Annotated in this window: 15 protein-coding genes; 6 read left to right on the top strand and 9 right to left on the bottom strand. The window is 40.3% G+C overall.

Annotated elements, in window-relative coordinates:
• Positions 1-149: 149 nt before the first annotated feature.
• Entirely contained in the window at positions 150-944 is a 795-nt protein-coding gene (map, locus tag FOC32_RS12965; protein ID WP_104426020.1) for a type I methionyl aminopeptidase, read from the bottom strand.
• A gap of 352 nt (positions 945-1,296) precedes the next feature.
• Between map and brnQ the strand changes: the two genes are divergently transcribed.
• On the top strand, positions 1,297-2,583 hold the full coding sequence (brnQ, locus tag FOC32_RS12970; RefSeq protein WP_004783780.1) for a branched-chain amino acid transport system II carrier protein: 1,287 nt from the start codon (positions 1,297-1,299) through the stop codon (positions 2,581-2,583).
• A gap of 591 nt (positions 2,584-3,174) precedes the next feature.
• Positions 3,175-3,390 carry a hypothetical protein gene (locus tag FOC32_RS12975; RefSeq protein WP_004783783.1) on the top strand — a complete coding sequence of 72 codons (216 nt, stop codon included), beginning with the start codon at positions 3,175-3,177 and terminating at the stop codon, positions 3,388-3,390.
• A gap of 107 nt (positions 3,391-3,497) precedes the next feature.
• Here the strand turns inward: FOC32_RS12975 and FOC32_RS12980 are convergent, their stop codons facing one another.
• Entirely contained in the window at positions 3,498-3,956 is a 459-nt protein-coding gene (locus tag FOC32_RS12980; RefSeq protein ID WP_104426019.1) for a hypothetical protein, read from the bottom strand.
• 116 nt (positions 3,957-4,072) lie between these two features.
• Between FOC32_RS12980 and FOC32_RS12985 the strand changes: the two genes are divergently transcribed.
• On the top strand, positions 4,073-4,939 hold the full coding sequence (locus FOC32_RS12985; RefSeq protein WP_104426018.1) for an alpha/beta fold hydrolase: 867 nt from the start codon (positions 4,073-4,075) through the stop codon (positions 4,937-4,939).
• A gap of 152 nt (positions 4,940-5,091) precedes the next feature.
• On the opposite strand, the gene gltS is transcribed toward FOC32_RS12985, so the two are convergent.
• The 3 genes from gltS to FOC32_RS13000 all read right to left on the bottom strand — a co-directional run bounded on the left by gltS (position 5,092) and on the right by FOC32_RS13000 (position 7,678).
• Positions 5,092-6,315, bottom strand: a complete 1,224-nt coding sequence (gene gltS / locus FOC32_RS12990; RefSeq protein ID WP_104426017.1) for a sodium/glutamate symporter — start codon at positions 6,313-6,315, stop codon at positions 5,092-5,094.
• Positions 6,316-6,439: 124 nt separating this feature from the next.
• Positions 6,440-6,661 carry a hypothetical protein gene (locus FOC32_RS12995; RefSeq protein WP_104426985.1) on the bottom strand — a complete coding sequence of 74 codons (222 nt, stop codon included), beginning with the start codon at positions 6,659-6,661 and terminating at the stop codon, positions 6,440-6,442.
• An 84-nt stretch (positions 6,662-6,745) separates the two neighbouring features.
• A complete protein-coding gene (locus FOC32_RS13000) occupies positions 6,746-7,678 on the bottom strand; it encodes an IS5 family transposase (protein WP_175967737.1) in 933 nt (310 codons plus the stop codon).
• Positions 7,679-7,791: 113 nt separating this feature from the next.
• Between FOC32_RS13000 and FOC32_RS13005 the strand changes: the two genes are divergently transcribed.
• Positions 7,792-8,538: a hypothetical protein gene (locus FOC32_RS13005; protein ID WP_104426015.1), complete on the top strand. Its 747-nt coding sequence runs from the start codon at positions 7,792-7,794 to the stop codon at positions 8,536-8,538.
• An 88-nt stretch (positions 8,539-8,626) separates the two neighbouring features.
• Here FOC32_RS13005 and FOC32_RS13010 read toward each other — a convergent pair whose 3' ends face one another.
• The 4 genes from FOC32_RS13010 to FOC32_RS13025 all read right to left on the bottom strand — a co-directional run bounded on the left by FOC32_RS13010 (position 8,627) and on the right by FOC32_RS13025 (position 12,966).
• Positions 8,627-11,266: a bifunctional aconitate hydratase 2/2-methylisocitrate dehydratase gene (locus tag FOC32_RS13010; protein WP_034171052.1), complete on the bottom strand. Its 2,640-nt coding sequence runs from the start codon at positions 11,264-11,266 to the stop codon at positions 8,627-8,629.
• Between the two features lie 297 nt (positions 11,267-11,563).
• Entirely contained in the window at positions 11,564-11,833 is a 270-nt protein-coding gene (locus tag FOC32_RS13015) for a hypothetical protein (protein ID WP_005235947.1), read from the bottom strand.
• 214 nt (positions 11,834-12,047) lie between these two features.
• On the bottom strand, positions 12,048-12,407 hold the full coding sequence (locus FOC32_RS13020; protein ID WP_004783806.1) for a hypothetical protein: 360 nt from the start codon (positions 12,405-12,407) through the stop codon (positions 12,048-12,050).
• Between the two features lie 112 nt (positions 12,408-12,519).
• Positions 12,520-12,966 carry an I78 family peptidase inhibitor gene (locus tag FOC32_RS13025; RefSeq protein WP_104426014.1) on the bottom strand — a complete coding sequence of 149 codons (447 nt, stop codon included), beginning with the start codon at positions 12,964-12,966 and terminating at the stop codon, positions 12,520-12,522.
• Positions 12,967-13,420: 454 nt separating this feature from the next.
• Here FOC32_RS13025 and xseA point away from each other — a divergent pair, with 454 nt between their 5' ends.
• Together xseA and xseB are read left to right on the top strand one after the other, a co-directional pair.
• Positions 13,421-14,692 carry an exodeoxyribonuclease VII large subunit gene (gene xseA, locus FOC32_RS13030; RefSeq protein ID WP_104426013.1) on the top strand — a complete coding sequence of 424 codons (1,272 nt, stop codon included), beginning with the start codon at positions 13,421-13,423 and terminating at the stop codon, positions 14,690-14,692.
• Positions 14,682-14,876, top strand: a complete 195-nt coding sequence (gene xseB / locus FOC32_RS13035; RefSeq protein ID WP_005235956.1) for an exodeoxyribonuclease VII small subunit — start codon at positions 14,682-14,684, stop codon at positions 14,874-14,876. Before xseA ends, xseB begins: the two co-directional genes overlap by 11 nt.
• The last annotated feature ends 33 nt before the right edge of the window (positions 14,877-14,909 follow it).

Genomic DNA, 14,909 nt, shown 5'->3' on the forward strand with positions numbered 1-14,909 from the left:
CAATCATGAACTAACTATAAATAGATTAAGAGAATTTGGCTGGTTAAACCACTTCTTCATGTAGTGTTTTGTAGGCTTTCGTCACCAATAGCAAGCAAGCTGTAATTTATGTAAGCTACTGTATTTCAATGCATAACGTGAAAAATAATTTAAATTTCTGGATACTCGCCTGTACCTTCTGGCCACGGCGATAACAGCTCAAAACCTGTGTCGGTCACGACTACCATGTGCTCCCATTGAGCTGACCAGGATTTATCCGCAGTCACGACTGTCCAGCCGTCCTTTAACTCTTTAACACGTGCTTTGCCCATATTGACCATAGGTTCAATGGTAAAGACCATACCGGGTACCAGTTTGATGCCCTGACCTGGTTGCCCGTAATGCATAATGTTTGGCTGTTCGTGATAAATTTTACCAATCCCATGACCACAATATTCACGCACAATGGTGTAGCCTTCACGCTGTGCAGCAGACTGGATTGCATAACCAATATCGCCTAGGGTTGCGCCCGGTTTAACGGCATGAATCCCGGCAACCATAGCTTCATAAGTGGTTTCGACCAGACGTTTGGCTTCAGGAGATGGTGTACCAACATAATACATCCGGCTGGTATCGCCAAAATAACCGTCTTTAATAATCGCAACGTCAATATTAATAATATCGCCGTCTTGCAAGACAGTATTCGGAGATGGAATACCATGACAAACCACTTCATTCGGTGAAATACAGGTGGTTTTGGTATAACCATAATAGCCAATATTGGCAGGCGTCACTTTTAGCGTATTGACGATAAAATCATGACAGATGTCATCCAGATATTCAGTCGTGACACCCGGCTTGACATGCTCCCCGATCATTTCCAAGACCTGTGCAGCTAAACGCCCAGATATACGTAATTTTTCGATATCTTGTTCGGTTTTCAGAGTAATCGCTGGAGCTCGCATGGATCTATCCTCAAGGTGAATCGGGAAATTATAGTCCTTTTTTAGCCAAGATGCGCATTTGTTCGGTCTGCATGACAATTCTTAAAACTTGCTATAGAGAATCTCAATGCTGCTTATTTATACAAATAATAAGCCGAATATAATGAAATGAAGTCTAAATGATTTATTTATTTAAAAATAAATTATATTTTTTTCAACTGAATATCAAAGATATATTTCTACCAAGCTTTTAAAGTTCACTTTATCCGATCATCAAGATCAGTAAAATCAAGGCTTTCGGCATTAAATTAAACTCCAAAAATCATCATATATACACTAAAATCGCTTTCTTTTATTTATTTGTTCTCTCTCTATGACAAGTCTCCGTACAAGAGATATTGTGGCCTTAGGTTTTATGACCTTTGCACTGTTCATTGGTGCGGGCAACATTATCTTTCCACCGATTGTGGCTCAACAAGCCGGTGAGCATGTATGGTTAGCTGCCCTAGGTTTCCTGATTACGGCAGTTGGCCTACCTGTCATCACCATCGTGGCATTGTCACGTGTTGAAGGTTCAATCCAGATCTTAAGTTCTCCTTTAGGTAAAGCAGCCAGTCTTTTACTGACTGTGGTCTGTTATCTGACGGTTGGACCTTTATTTGCGACACCACGTACTGCAACCGTTTCTTATGAAATCGGCTTCTCTTCATACTTTGGCAATGCACCTAGCAATCTGCTGATCTATAGTGTGATCTATTTTGCTGTAGTGACTCTGGTTTCCCTTTATCCAAATAAGATTCTGGATACGGTTGGATACTTCCTGTCCCCAGTAAAAATTATCGCATTGATCATTTTAGGCGGTGCTGCAGTGTTGATTCCTGCCGGCAAACCACCTGCTGCAGTGGGTAACTATGTTACAAGTCCGGTAACTGAAGGCATCGTTAATGGTTATCTGACCATGGATACCTTAGGCGCATTGGTCTTTGGTATTGTGATCGTGCGTGCGATTACTTCTCGTGGCGTAACGGATCGCAAGCTGATTACCAAATATGCAGTCAATGCAGCGATTATTTCTGGTATCGGTTTGACGCTGGTGTATCTCAGCCTGTTTAAACTAGGCCTAGGTAGTCACGATGTTGCCCCTAATGCTGCCAATGGTGCGATTATTCTGCATGCCTATGTACAACATGCTTTTGGTGATATGGGTGCTTATTTCCTTGCCACCATGATCTTTGTTGCCTGCATGGTGACTGCGATTGGTTTGACCTGCGCATGTGCTGAATATTTCTCATCTATTACCAAACTGCCTTATAAAGCCTTTGTCTTTGTACTGGTCGGCTTCTCGCTAGTGATTTCAAATCTTGGTTTGACCAAACTGATTGCCGTGTCTGTGCCTGTATTGAGCGCGATTTATCCGCCTGCGATTGCAGTGATCCTGCTAAGCTTCTGCGGTCATTTCTTTAAAAAGCCTGCTCAAGTTGTTGCACCGGCCACACTGGTTGCATTTATTTTCGGTATTTTTGATGGCCTTAAAGTTGCTGGCCTTGAATTACCTGAATTGCTACAGAACTTACCGCTTTCTGAACAAAATATGGCATGGTTGATTCCATCTCTTATTGTTCTTGTCATTGCCGCTGTGATTGACCGTATCAGAAATTAATCTTTCTAAGAGGTCATAAAAATCGTATTTTTACCCAAAATCCGGTTTTAGCGTGATCAATATCTGTCAGGTTTTACCCAAACCGGCATTTATTGTTTACACCCTCACCTTCTCATCATAGCCAAATTGTATTTTAGAAAGCTTTATAGACTTTTAATCAATTATTTTAATTAGCTTCTTTCTTACTTCTATTTTCATTCTTTAGCAGAAGATCAACACCACTCTGTATTTTACTGTTTTTTAAACATATTGTTTCCTGATTAAACCAACTCACCTTCATCATTCTACATAGACTTACATTCTCTGGATTATCTCTACAAATCTTTGGCGTAGAATTTGCTTTTCCCAATGGTAGCAATGAATGATTGCTTGAAACTTCAGTCGGACTGCACTCGCTGAAATGTTTAAGATGATGATTCAGATGCAATCATTGATTAGTGCGGTAATACGACTAAAGGAGGCCTTTTTAACTGTTAAAGTTCACTTAAATAGTTGCAAAGGTTGAAATTAAGAAGTACAACTGTATATTCAATTCAGACTAAATCAATAAGATTTACTCTTCAATTATACAAATAAACAGGAGGGATGGAGATGTTATCAGTACATTTCAAAAAGCAAGTCTTCATTGACGCTCTTAAAGCAAATACCAATCTGGTGACTTTCCTAAGCACCACGGTTGCGCTTATGCTGACCTTGATTGTGCATTGTTTAATTCAAGGCAATTTAAAATTTGAGTACGTAGGTTATGCCTTGATTGTTTCGGCAGCCTTTTTCTTATGGGCTGTGATTGACCAGAAATACCGATAATTTATTAATAAATTTATACCCCAGTGGATGATCTGGCCAGTCATCCATCTGGCAGAAAAGAAATAAATTAAGCTTAAAGCTCGAAAAATAAAATCAACCATTAAAAATTAGAATAATCCGATCGCCGCCCCATAAAGAAGCATGCCCGTCCCTCCCAATTCCGCAATAATCAAACTGACCATTGCCAAAGTCATAAGCACGCCCGGCAACTGAAATTTACCCAGTTGATGCGGTCGCTTAAACTGATTCGTCGTATCTTTCAAAAACCCATGCAAGATATACGCACTAATCGAGAAACTGAAAAAGAGAACATTGATCAATACACAGATCAAATTAATCTGCGAAGATAATGCTGAATAATAAGCCAATACTGCCAGAATCAATGTCGCAGGGGCATAAAGCAGACTGCTGCGATGAGCAATATCCACATAATAATGCGCCCGTGAATTGACAGACTGACGGATTTGCCAATATTTCCATACCCCGGTTAACATCCCCACCCATAAGAATATTCCACTAAAAATAATCGCGATCTTTACTGCCAGATCAAGTTCGATTCCCTGCATATTTTCATTCCGTTTTTATCATCGTAATGACTTTTTAGTCATTGTTTTAATAAGTTTCTTTGAAGAAGTCAGGTAAATTTAAGCATTCATTCTGATTCAAAAATATAGTGTAGCCCATGTCTGAATTCGAAACATTGACTCTAAAGTGCCAGGATGGCTATCAATTAAGTGCACGTTTTTATCCAGCTACTGATGCTGAATGCAAGAAATCTCCTATATTAATCTGCCCTGCGACTGGCATTACCAAACAGTTTTATCATAGTTTTAGCTGTTGGCTGCAAGCTCAGAGTTATGCAGTGTTGGTATTTGATTTTCGGGGTATTGGCGAATCCTTAAAAGGTCCGGTTAAGCATTCTAAAGCCAGTATTGTGCAATGGGGACAACTGGACATTCCGGCTGCAATTGATGCGCTATTAGCTAAGACTCAGACAGAAAAGGTCATCTTACTTGGGCATAGTGCTGGTGGACAGCTGCTGGGTATTGTCCCAAACTATGCTAAAGTGGAAAAAGTCGTGGCAATTGCTGGATCGACGGGTCATGTTAAAGGTTTAAAGGGTCGCACCAGATTACTAGCACCAGTGATGTTCAATATCATTTTCCCATTGGCACGTATCACCAAAGGCTATGGTCCAACTCAAGCGATTGGTATGGGTGAAAACCTGCCAAAAGATGTGGCGCGTGAATGGGCAGAATTTTGTAGTAAACCAGGTTATATAATTAATGCGATTGGTAAAAAGATCGCACCAGCACATGACTATCATGCTCAGATCACCTGCCCGATCACATCAATCTGGGCTTCGGATGATGAAATCGCCACTCAAGCGAATGTCAAAGACTTGCTGCGCTTATATCCAAAAGCAGCCACAGAAATGATTGAGCTAAAACCCCAAGAATATGGTCATAAAGGGATTGGCCACATGCTGATGTTCAAGAAGTCACATCAAAACTTATGGCCAGTCATTGAGCAACAGTTATCTGCCTAAAGATGATTTAAATGGCTATTGATAGGTTAATGTGCTTTAATACGCTCAGTATGAGATGAGCCTCTTACAGTATGTGCCTCAGATGTGCATACGACTAGCCCCTAACCATGGGGCTTTTTAATGTCTATATGATTTTGAAGTCGTATTAAAATTTAACCGAAAAATGCAATGATGCTCTGAATCACCACAGCATTCACAATATCAATAAAAAATGCACCACATAGCGGTACGATCAAAAATGCTTTATGTGATGGACCATAGCTATTGGTGACCGCCTGAATATTTGCAATCGCAGTTGGAGTTGCTCCCATACCAAAACCACAATGCCCCGCCACCAATACGGCTGCATCGTAATTTTTTCCCATGATTCTAAAGGTCACAATTGCGGTAAATAAAATCAGTACCGCTGTCTGCGCAAACAAAATAGTAATGAGCGGGCCTGCCAAATCGGCCAGCAACCAGAGTTGCAGCGACAGTAAAGCCATTGATAAATACAGAGACAATGACGCATTTCCGAATACATCAATAGCACGGTCGAAAATATCGACTTTTAGCACATGCTCCAGGAAGTTACGTACAATCACCCCTGTCCCTAAGGCCCAGACAAAGGTCGGCAGTTCAAACCATCTTCCCTGACTAATCTCTGTCATTTCATTCGCAACAAAAATACATAATGCAAACATCCCCAAAGTCGACACTGCATTACTGGCTGTAATCAACCGGGTTTTCTTTGGATATTCGAAGGGTGCGGTGTTGATACTAGTATCGAGTTGTTGTTCATTGGTCTCTTGCGCTACTGTCTCTGCCAACTGATTTCGTTTAATCAAAAATTTGGCAACCGGACCACCCACAAGTCCACCAATAATCAAACCAAAAGTAGCACTTGCCATTCCGAGGACAATTGCCCCCTGGATCCCATGTTGAGTTTCCAGAACCTCCCCCCAAGCACCGGCAGTACCATGACCTCCTGTCAAAGTAATCGAACCAACAATCAAGCCAATTAACGGATCAAGTCCAAGTGCTGTTGCTAAACTCATGCCAACCGCATTTTGTACAACTACAAATAAAATGACACAGACCAGAAAGATCAGAAGTGATTTCCCGCCTTCTTTGAGCTTCAAAAAGTCTGCACTTAAACCAACAGAGGTAAAGAACATCAGCATCAGGATGGTTTGAATCTCTGAATTAAATGTGGCGCTGATATTAAAAAATTTATAGAGAATAAAAGCCGCAATCGCTGCGACTAAACCGCCGATTACGGGTTCAGGTAAATTATAGTTTCTAAAGAAGCCAATTTTACTAACCAGATACCGCCCAATAAAAAGAAAAAATACTGCAATCACCAAGGTGCCAAAGGCATCGATTTCATAATTCATAACATTCCCTATTGGCTTTATTTTTATACAGTTTTAAGAAAAAAGTATGAAAAATCAATTTTAGAAATGTTATGCAAGTTATTGTTTCTAGTAATTGTTTAATTTATAGCTCGAACAGGTGTAATTAATACAATGGAATATCATAGACCCATTTTTTGGCTTGTTGGTCTGTGATACTTTCACAGACATAGTAGTCATGATCCCAAGCATCTTGATGGAAGATTTCCTTTTTATGGTAAGTCATCTGTTTAGCATTTTCGACGCAGACAAAGCTATCGCCTTGGTCTTTAACCTGAGTTCCGTTCAGGAAGCCACCGATACAGAGGAATCGGGATTGTTTTGGCATAGAAATGAAAGATTTGAAAAATAGATTAAATTGGCTTTGTTGCACAAAGATTTGAAATGCAAAGCGCCCCTAATTGAGCCAAATTTAAGGCGTAACTTGGGTAAGTGGTCGACCTAATTCCGTAAATCTGTTAAGGACTGCCACACGTGCATGGATCTCATTGACTTGGCTATCAAAACTCCTTGCACTGAGTTTATCTCCTAATAATTTGATGCAATGCATCTTAGTTTCAACCAAACTTCGCCGATGATAGCCTGACCATTTTTTCCATAGTGTCCTGCCTAAACGTTTAATTGCTCGAAGTAATTCATTTCGCTCTAGCGAGCTACTCTTTGTATCTTTCCATGGTTTCGCATTTTTTCTAGATGGAATCACCGCATGTGCTTGCCGATCTGCAATGACCTGACGGCATTGCTTGGTGTCATAAGCTCCATCGGTATAAACAGAGTCAATCTGCTCATCTTGTGGAATCTGATTAAGTAAATCACCAAGCACCTGTGAATCACAGACATTATTGGTTGTGAGCTGAATAGCGCGTATTTGTAGGGTTTTGGCATCTATACCAATATGTAGTTTACGCCATTGGCGACGATATTCAGGTCCATGTTTCTTGCGTTTCCATTCGCCCTCACCTAGAAACTTCATGCCTGTAGAGTCCATGAGTAGATGCAGCCCATCGCTACTTTTTTGGTAGCTGATTACAATATCAATATGCTTTTGTCTTCTACAAAGCGTGGTGTAATCTGGAGCTATCCAATTTAATCCGCAAAGTTTAATCAGACTTTGCACAAAGCCAGTGACCATACGTAAAGACAGACGGAATAAGGATTTAATCATTAAGCAGCATTGGATGGCTGCGTCGGAGTAGGTTTGATTTCGCCCTTGTTTGCCTTTTGATGGAGCATACCATTGCGTAGCAGGATCAAACCAAATGGCAATATTTCCGCGATTAATGAGTGCTCGGTTATATGCGGGCCAATTGGTTGTGCGGTAGATTTTGTGTGCAGGCTTCTTCATTTGAAAATTATATCGCTGAAAAACCCTTTACAGATAGGTTTGTGCAACAAAGCCGATTAAATTATAAAACTTATTTATCCTAATAAGAAATTAACAAGTTTAAATTAATATTAATGCAAAATAGTCGTTTATGTTGGATATGCCAAACAAATATTGCTGATACATCTGAACATGCATTAAAAAAAACAGATATTATTCGTGTTTATGGTAAAGGCTCATATCATAAGTTAAGGGAAAAACAACCTATTCATTTTAAAAATGGAAAGCAAACCAAACTTCAAGGTGCTAACTCTGATGTAATTAAAAATCCTAAGGATTTATGTAAGGTATGTAATAACACCTTAACTCAACCTTATGATCGTGCTTACGATAGATTTATTGAATATATAATAAATCATAATGATTTGATTTTAGAACGGCGCTTCATAGATTTTGAAGAAATCTATGGAAAAGACTTCCCAACTCAACAAACTAATTTATTTAAATATTTTATAAAATCTTTTGGTTGTAGAATCTATGCAAACCCTGATTTTAAAGTACCTACTGATATTATTGAAATAATTAGGAGTGATTTGGCTTACTTCACAACTGGCTTACAAATCACAATGAGTGTGAATAAAGAAATAATAAATCAATGTGGCAGAGATATTTTAAATTCTCCAATTGGAAAAACCGAGATGACATATTCCAATTTGCCAGGCATAAAAAATCAGTTTGGTTTTAACTTTAGTGAACATTTTGGGTGGTTTTTTATCAACTATTTTTATCTTACAAACGTCAATGAGCGAAGTGGTACACAATGGGTTGCCGACAAAAAAGTTCTTTTTATAGGTGAATTAGAAGAGTTCAACTTCTTTTAATCATAAAAGATAATTATTTAGTCTTTTAAAGTTAAAAAATAAGGGCTGATAGATCAGCCCTTATTTTAAACTACTTTCTAATCAACTATTAAGCTAATTGAGCAGCAGCAATTTTTTTGGTATCGATGTCTTTAGCAGCATCTGTATACTCGCTCATCTTGTCGAAGTTCAAGTATTGATAGATATCAGCAGACATGCTGTCAATTTGAGCTGCATATTGTTGATATTCTTCTGGAGATGGTAATTTACCAAGTACAGCAGCAACAGATGCAAGTTCAGCAGATGCCAGGTAAACGTTCGCACCTTGACCTAGACGGTTCGGGAAGTTACGAGTAGAAGTCGATACACAAGTAGTGTTTGGAGCTACACGTGCTTGGTTACCCATACATAATGAACAGCCTGGCATTTCAGTACGAGCGCCAGCTTTGCCATAAGTATTGTAGAAACCTTCTTCCATCAATTGGTGTTCGTCCATACGAGTTGGAGGAGCCAACCATAGACGAGTAGATAAAGAACCACCAGGTACTTTGTCTAGAAGTTTACCAGCTGCACGGAAGTGACCGATATTCGTCATACAAGAACCGATGAATACTTCATCAATTTTAACGCCTTGAACGTCAGAAAGAAGTTTTGCATCATCTGGGTCGTTCGGGCAGCAAAGAACTGGTTCTGTGATTGTAGAAAGGTCGATTTCATACACTTTAGTGTATTCAGCGTCAGCATCAGCTTTAAGAAGTGATGGGTTAGCCAACCATTTTTCCATGTTCTCAACACGGCGCGCCATAGTACGAGCATCGCCATAGCCTTGTGAAATCATCCACTTCAGCATAGTGATATTAGAACGTAGGTATTCAGCAACTTTCTCTTCAGAAAGCGTGATCGCACAACCAGCCGCAGAACGTTCAGCAGAAGCATCAGAAAGTTCGAATGCTTGCTCAACAGTCAGGTCAGTTTCCATTTCTGTCAGGTCGATCTCAAGGATACGGCCAGAGAAGATGTTTTTCTTACCTTTCTTCTCAACAGTCAGGTCACCTTCTTGGATTGCTACGTAAGGAATTGCATGTACTAGGTCACGTAAAGTGATACCAGGCTGCATTTTACCTTTGAACTTCACAAGAACAGACTCTGGCATATCAAGTGGCATAACACCAGTTGCTGCAGCGAATGCTACAAGACCAGAACCCGCTGGGAATGAAATACCGATTGGGAAACGAGTATGCGAGTCACCACCAGTACCAACAGTATCTGGAAGAAGCATACGGTTTAACCAAGAGTGGATAATACCGTCACCTGGACGTAGAGAAACACCACCACGGTTCATGATGAAATCAGGAAGCGTGTGCTGCATTTGAACGTCAACTGGTTTTGGATACGCAGCTGTGTGACAGAAAGATTGCATTACCAGGTCAGCAGAGAAGCCTAGGCAAGCAAGATCTTTAAGTTCGTCACGAGTCATAGGACCAGTTGTATCTTGAGAACCAACAGTAGTCATACGTGGTTCACAGTAAGTACCTGGACGGATACCTTGACCTTCAGGAAGACCACAAGCGCGACCAACCATCTTCTGAGCAAGGGTGAAGCCTTTGCCAGTGTCAGCAGGTTGTACTGGAGTACGGAACAGAGTTGAAGGCTCAAGACCAAGCTCTTCACGTGCTTTAGTTGTCAAACCACGACCGATGATCAGGTTAATACGACCACCCGCACGAACTTCGTCTAGAAGTACTGGAGTTTTAAGGTCAGCTTCAGCGATTTGAGCGCCGTCTTTGAACGCAGTTACTTTAGCAGCAGCTTTGTCGATTTTAAGAGTGATTTCATCACCCATGTTCATGTTTGCTACGTCAATTTCAACTGGTAACGCACCAGCGTCTTCCATAGTGTTGAAGAAAATCGGAGCAATTTTAGAACCTAAGCAGTAACCGCCTTCTTTCTTGTTAGGAATGTGCGGAATTTCGTCACCGAAGAACCAAAGTACAGAGTTAGTTGCAGATTTACGAGAAGAACCTGTACCAACAACGTCACCTACGTAAGCAACTTTGTTGCCTTTCGCGATGAGGTCTTTAATTTGGTTTAATGGACCAACTTCACCAGGAACTTCTGGGTTGATGCCATCACGTTCGTTTTTCAGCATTGCATTTGCATGCAATGGAATGTCTGGACGGCTCCAAGCGTCTTGTGCTGGAGACAAGTCATCAGTGTTAGTTTCGCCAGTTACTTTGAAAACTGTCAGTTTGATTTCTTCTGGAACATCTGCACGGTTTGTGAACCATTCAGCATCAGCCCATGATTGAAGAACAGCTTTTGCATTTGCATTACCTGCACGTGCTTTATCAGCTACGTCATGGAACGCATCAAATACAAGAAGCGTCTTTTTCAAAGCTTCAGCAGCAAGACCACCAAGCTCTGCGTCTTCTAGAAGTTCAACTAAAGGAGCAACGTTATAACCACCAAGCATAGTGCCCAGTAAGTAAACCGCACGTTCTTTAGAAACTAGTGGAGAAGTCGCTTCGCCTTTTGCCAATGCAGCTAAGAACGCAGCTTTTACGTATGCAGCTTGGTCAACACCCGCTGGAACACGGTTTTCAAGCAAGTCAACTAAGTATGCTTCTTCACCAGCTGGGGGATTTTTTAATAATTCAACTAATGCAGCAGTTTGAGCATCATCAAGTGGCTTCGGTGGGACTCCGAGTGCGGCACGTTCTTCAACGTGTTGGCGGTAAGCTTCTAGCACGGTGTTATTCCTCTTTTTTAAAAAATTACCTGTGAATTCCTGCTTTATAAGAGCTTCACAAATAATATGGACTCTAAAATTTTACTAAAATTCCAGTTAAAAGTTAATGCAAGTACAGTGTTTCTTTGTGATGCTCATTATTTTATAACTAAATGATGCTTATAAAGATCATTCAATAATCAAATCATCATCGCCTTGCATAATTTAAGTACAGATATGGCAACTTTTAACCAAATTCGACGCATAAAAAAGGCAACATCGATGTTGCCTAATTTACTTAGAAAAAGATACTCCACCTTAGTGGACTGTCGTCGAGTTCAAATATTGCTGAAAAGCGTCCCGACAACCCTCAAATTTTAATTCACATTGATCTTCATAGGTCTGACTGTGATTGTTGCTGGCAAAGGAAATCTCGACCAAACAGCGTTTTTTGTCCTGCACCAAGATCTGCTTAATCACGACCTTGTCTCCTACACTCAGAACATAGCGTCCGCTACCGATAATCGCCAATCCTTTTTCATCTTCTAACAGCAGATCTGAGTGATATAAATATTTCACGACGTCCATATTATTGTTCTCCTAAAGGCTTTGGAGTTAAATTCATTATTCAATATAAAGATAAGCATTTCTATATTTTAGATTTAGCAATTGTCACAAATTATATTTAATATTGCTTAGGCTATTTTTATTATTAGAAGAATATTCTTATATCTATAAACCACTATTTAATTTGAATGAAGATTCCTTAGTTTGCTTCATTCAAATATAAAAAAACCGTTCCTTAGAACGGTTTGTAATCTGGCATTTTATCATGCGGTGTGGCGATACATTTTTCAGTAAATTCAGCGCGGACTTTCTCACGGGCTGCATCTACATCGGTCTTAATTTCCTGTTCCGGAAGTGCATAGACTTCATCGATAATATTCAGGATAAAACCGCGAGTGATGTCATCATCGATCTTGTTGGCATGCTCAACAGCCTTTTCTTTCTCGATCGCATTCTGACGATCCAGCATAATGGTCCGTGCAGCATTCCCCACACTACGACAATAGCCATGCCACTGCTCTTCAGGGGTTAAAGGTTTTTTCTCTGCACAGCCGACCAGAGCAACCATCAGCGATAAAGCAAATAACTTTTTCATGAATTTCTCCTTCCGAGAAGCACTATAAGAGATCAGCACAGATTTGTCATTTAAAATGAAATTTCTGTCTATTCTTATTGATACTGCCTGCTCGAAAGTAGCATTTCATATCTTAACCACAGCTGGCCTGAACTACTTTCTTAGTGGCTGGATCTACAGTGACCGTCACGCGCTCTTCACGATAATCCATAGTGACAGGCTGGCCAGGTGCAACCATGCGTACCATTTGAGCTTTGGTTTTCTCTTTGATTTTTGCTTCAGTTAAATTGGATTGGCCAACCAGCGCAGCTGCCTGATCAGCGATACATTTAGGCTGGTTTGCTCGGAAATATTCCCATTCTTCGACCACTTGCCCATTTTTTAAATGACAATAGCCCACTTGCCCATTAGTTTCATTACGGATTTCCAGCTTTCCACCCTGATTAATACAATAGGCACTCGCTGGATTCGCTGTTCCCAATGACGCTGAGTTTGAGTCAGTCGACTGGGTCGTACTACAGCCAGCAAGGAGGATGGATGCAAATAATCCGGGCAAACCAGATAAAATTATTTTTTTCATGAGCGGTATTCTTCTAAAGGAATTCGCCTTTAATGTAGCATATTACACTTATAGCGTCAGATCTGAAAAGGCTTGAGTGTTTGTAATTCTGTAAAAAGCGACAGGATCATTTCTTAATATCATTAGGTTTAATCCCATTTAAGTTCTCACTATTTCCTATGATTTACTTTAACCAATAATCAACCTTCAAAAGTGGTTTCTTTTTTCAAATAGCCAAAATTTAGTTTTAGTTAACTATTGGAATGGCTTAAAGATGACAATGTCATTACATTATTATACAAAGTGTTTATTACCCTTCATCAACCAAGTGTTATTCTAATATTTTGTTTTTAGATTATTAAATTAATTATTGCCCAGCTTCTTTGTCCTTGCCTTTTTTATGCACGAAGCTTGATGTTTGTACTAGCGGCCATATTGCTTTAATATTTGATTGAATTTTAAACTTTATCTCAGCATGCAAGACGATCTCCAGCTTTCTTTAAAAGAATACCTTTCTACGGTTCATGAAGTGGTAAAAATCACTTTCGATACACCGGTGTGGGTCAAAGCCGAGATTCGTAATTTAAATATTAAAGCTGGCCATTATTATCTAGAACTGGCAGAAAAAGATCCTGACAATGATCAGGTCATTGCCAGTTGCCGGGCCACAATCTGGAAGTTTGCTGCGCAGAAAATTGTGACGCAATTTGAACGTGAAAGTGGTATTGAACTAAGCCGGGATCTTAAAGTTTTAATCAAAGTCAAAGCCAGCTTTGATCCGCAATATGGATTTTCCCTAAATATTGTAGAGATTGATTCTGGATATACCTTGGGAGATATAGCCCGACGTTATCAGCAGATTGTAGAAAGACTGACAACCGAAGGTCTGATTAATCGCAATAAAAATCTCCCTACACCTTTTGACCTAAACCGGATTCTGGTGATTGCTCCAGAAAAGGCTGCCGGTCTGGGCGATTTCAAGAAAGATGCTGATGCTTTACAAAAAGCTCAGGTATGCGAATTTATCTATCACAGTGCTACCTTTCAGGGAAATACGGCACCGCAAAGCATCATGCAAAGCTTGGCACAAGCTTTAAAGCAGTGGGCACAAACGTATCATCACGCGCCTGATCTGATCGTGATCATTCGTGGCGGTGGCGCAGTCAATGATCTGGCGTATTTGAATGACTATGCGCTGGCTGCCCTGCTCTGCAAACGTTCAGTTCCCGTCTGGGTTGGTATTGGTCATGAAAAAGATCGGACGATTCTGGATGAAATCGCTCATCGTTCTTTCGACACACCGAGCAAGGTGATTGCTGGAATTCGCAATCATGTCGTCGAGCTGACGCAAGAAGTTATAAATAACCTGCAAAGCATCCAGCGACTTTCTCAACAGCAAATTCAGGCTTATCAAAACCAGAATGAGCAATATTTAAAACTAATCCAAAATCTGGCCAATCACCAGATTGTGAATGCCTTGCAAAGTTTAGAGCAGCTCAAGTCCAATACTTCTAACCTTGCCCAGCAACAGACCCAACTAATTAATCAGCAGCTAGATGCCCTGATGCGGGAAACACTACTGCAAAATCCCAAACATGTTTTGTCCAAAGGCTATGCCATTGTGCGCCAGCAAGAACACGTGGTTCGTTCAATTCATCAAATTGATGTGCAACAACCCGTTCAGGTTGAATTACACGATGGCCTATTTTCAGCACAACTTACGCAGGTAACTCCCCATGAGTCATGATACTTTGAGCTTTCAGGAAGGCTATGACATCTTGAAAAAGAATGCTGAATTACTTGAATCTCAGCAAGAACCAGATATTGATAATTTGATGAAAATCGTTGAAGAGTCTATGCAGGCGTATAAAGCCTGTAAATCCCGAGTGGAAGCCGTTCAGAATGCACTGAACGAGACCTTTAAGGATTAATTTTATTGAATACCTTAAATCAGTATAGCTTGA

Origin of the sequence: Acinetobacter sp. FDAARGOS_724 (assembly GCF_013364475.1) — a bacterium.
GTDB classification, from domain to species: Bacteria; Pseudomonadota; Gammaproteobacteria; order Pseudomonadales; family Moraxellaceae; genus Acinetobacter; species Acinetobacter variabilis.

Bases quoted from the DNA above. Each gene is read 5' to 3' on its own strand.
- xseB (WP_005235956.1), top strand. From the start codon at position 14,682: ATGAGTCATGATACTTTGAGCTTTCAGGAAGGCTATGACATCTTGAAA.
- FOC32_RS13025 (WP_104426014.1), bottom strand. From the start codon at position 12,966: ATGAAAAAAATAATTTTATCTGGTTTGCCCGGATTATTTGCATCCATC.
- FOC32_RS12975 (WP_004783783.1), top strand. From the start codon at position 3,175: ATGTTATCAGTACATTTCAAAAAGCAAGTCTTCATTGACGCTCTTAAA.
- FOC32_RS13000 (WP_175967737.1), bottom strand. From the start codon at position 7,678: ATGAAGAAGCCTGCACACAAAATCTACCGCACAACCAATTGGCCCGCA.
- FOC32_RS12995 (WP_104426985.1), bottom strand. From the start codon at position 6,661: ATGCCAAAACAATCCCGATTCCTCTGTATCGGTGGCTTCCTGAACGGA.
- FOC32_RS12985 (WP_104426018.1), top strand. From the start codon at position 4,073: ATGTCTGAATTCGAAACATTGACTCTAAAGTGCCAGGATGGCTATCAA.
- xseA (WP_104426013.1), top strand. From the start codon at position 13,421: ATGCAAGACGATCTCCAGCTTTCTTTAAAAGAATACCTTTCTACGGTT.
- brnQ (WP_004783780.1), top strand. From the start codon at position 1,297: ATGACAAGTCTCCGTACAAGAGATATTGTGGCCTTAGGTTTTATGACC.
- FOC32_RS13020 (WP_004783806.1), bottom strand. From the start codon at position 12,407: ATGAAAAAGTTATTTGCTTTATCGCTGATGGTTGCTCTGGTCGGCTGT.
- FOC32_RS12980 (WP_104426019.1), bottom strand. From the start codon at position 3,956: ATGCAGGGAATCGAACTTGATCTGGCAGTAAAGATCGCGATTATTTTT.
- FOC32_RS13015 (WP_005235947.1), bottom strand. From the start codon at position 11,833: ATGGACGTCGTGAAATATTTATATCACTCAGATCTGCTGTTAGAAGAT.
- FOC32_RS13005 (WP_104426015.1), top strand. From the start codon at position 7,792: ATGCAAAATAGTCGTTTATGTTGGATATGCCAAACAAATATTGCTGAT.
- gltS (WP_104426017.1), bottom strand. From the start codon at position 6,315: ATGAATTATGAAATCGATGCCTTTGGCACCTTGGTGATTGCAGTATTT.
- map (WP_104426020.1), bottom strand. From the start codon at position 944: ATGCGAGCTCCAGCGATTACTCTGAAAACCGAACAAGATATCGAAAAA.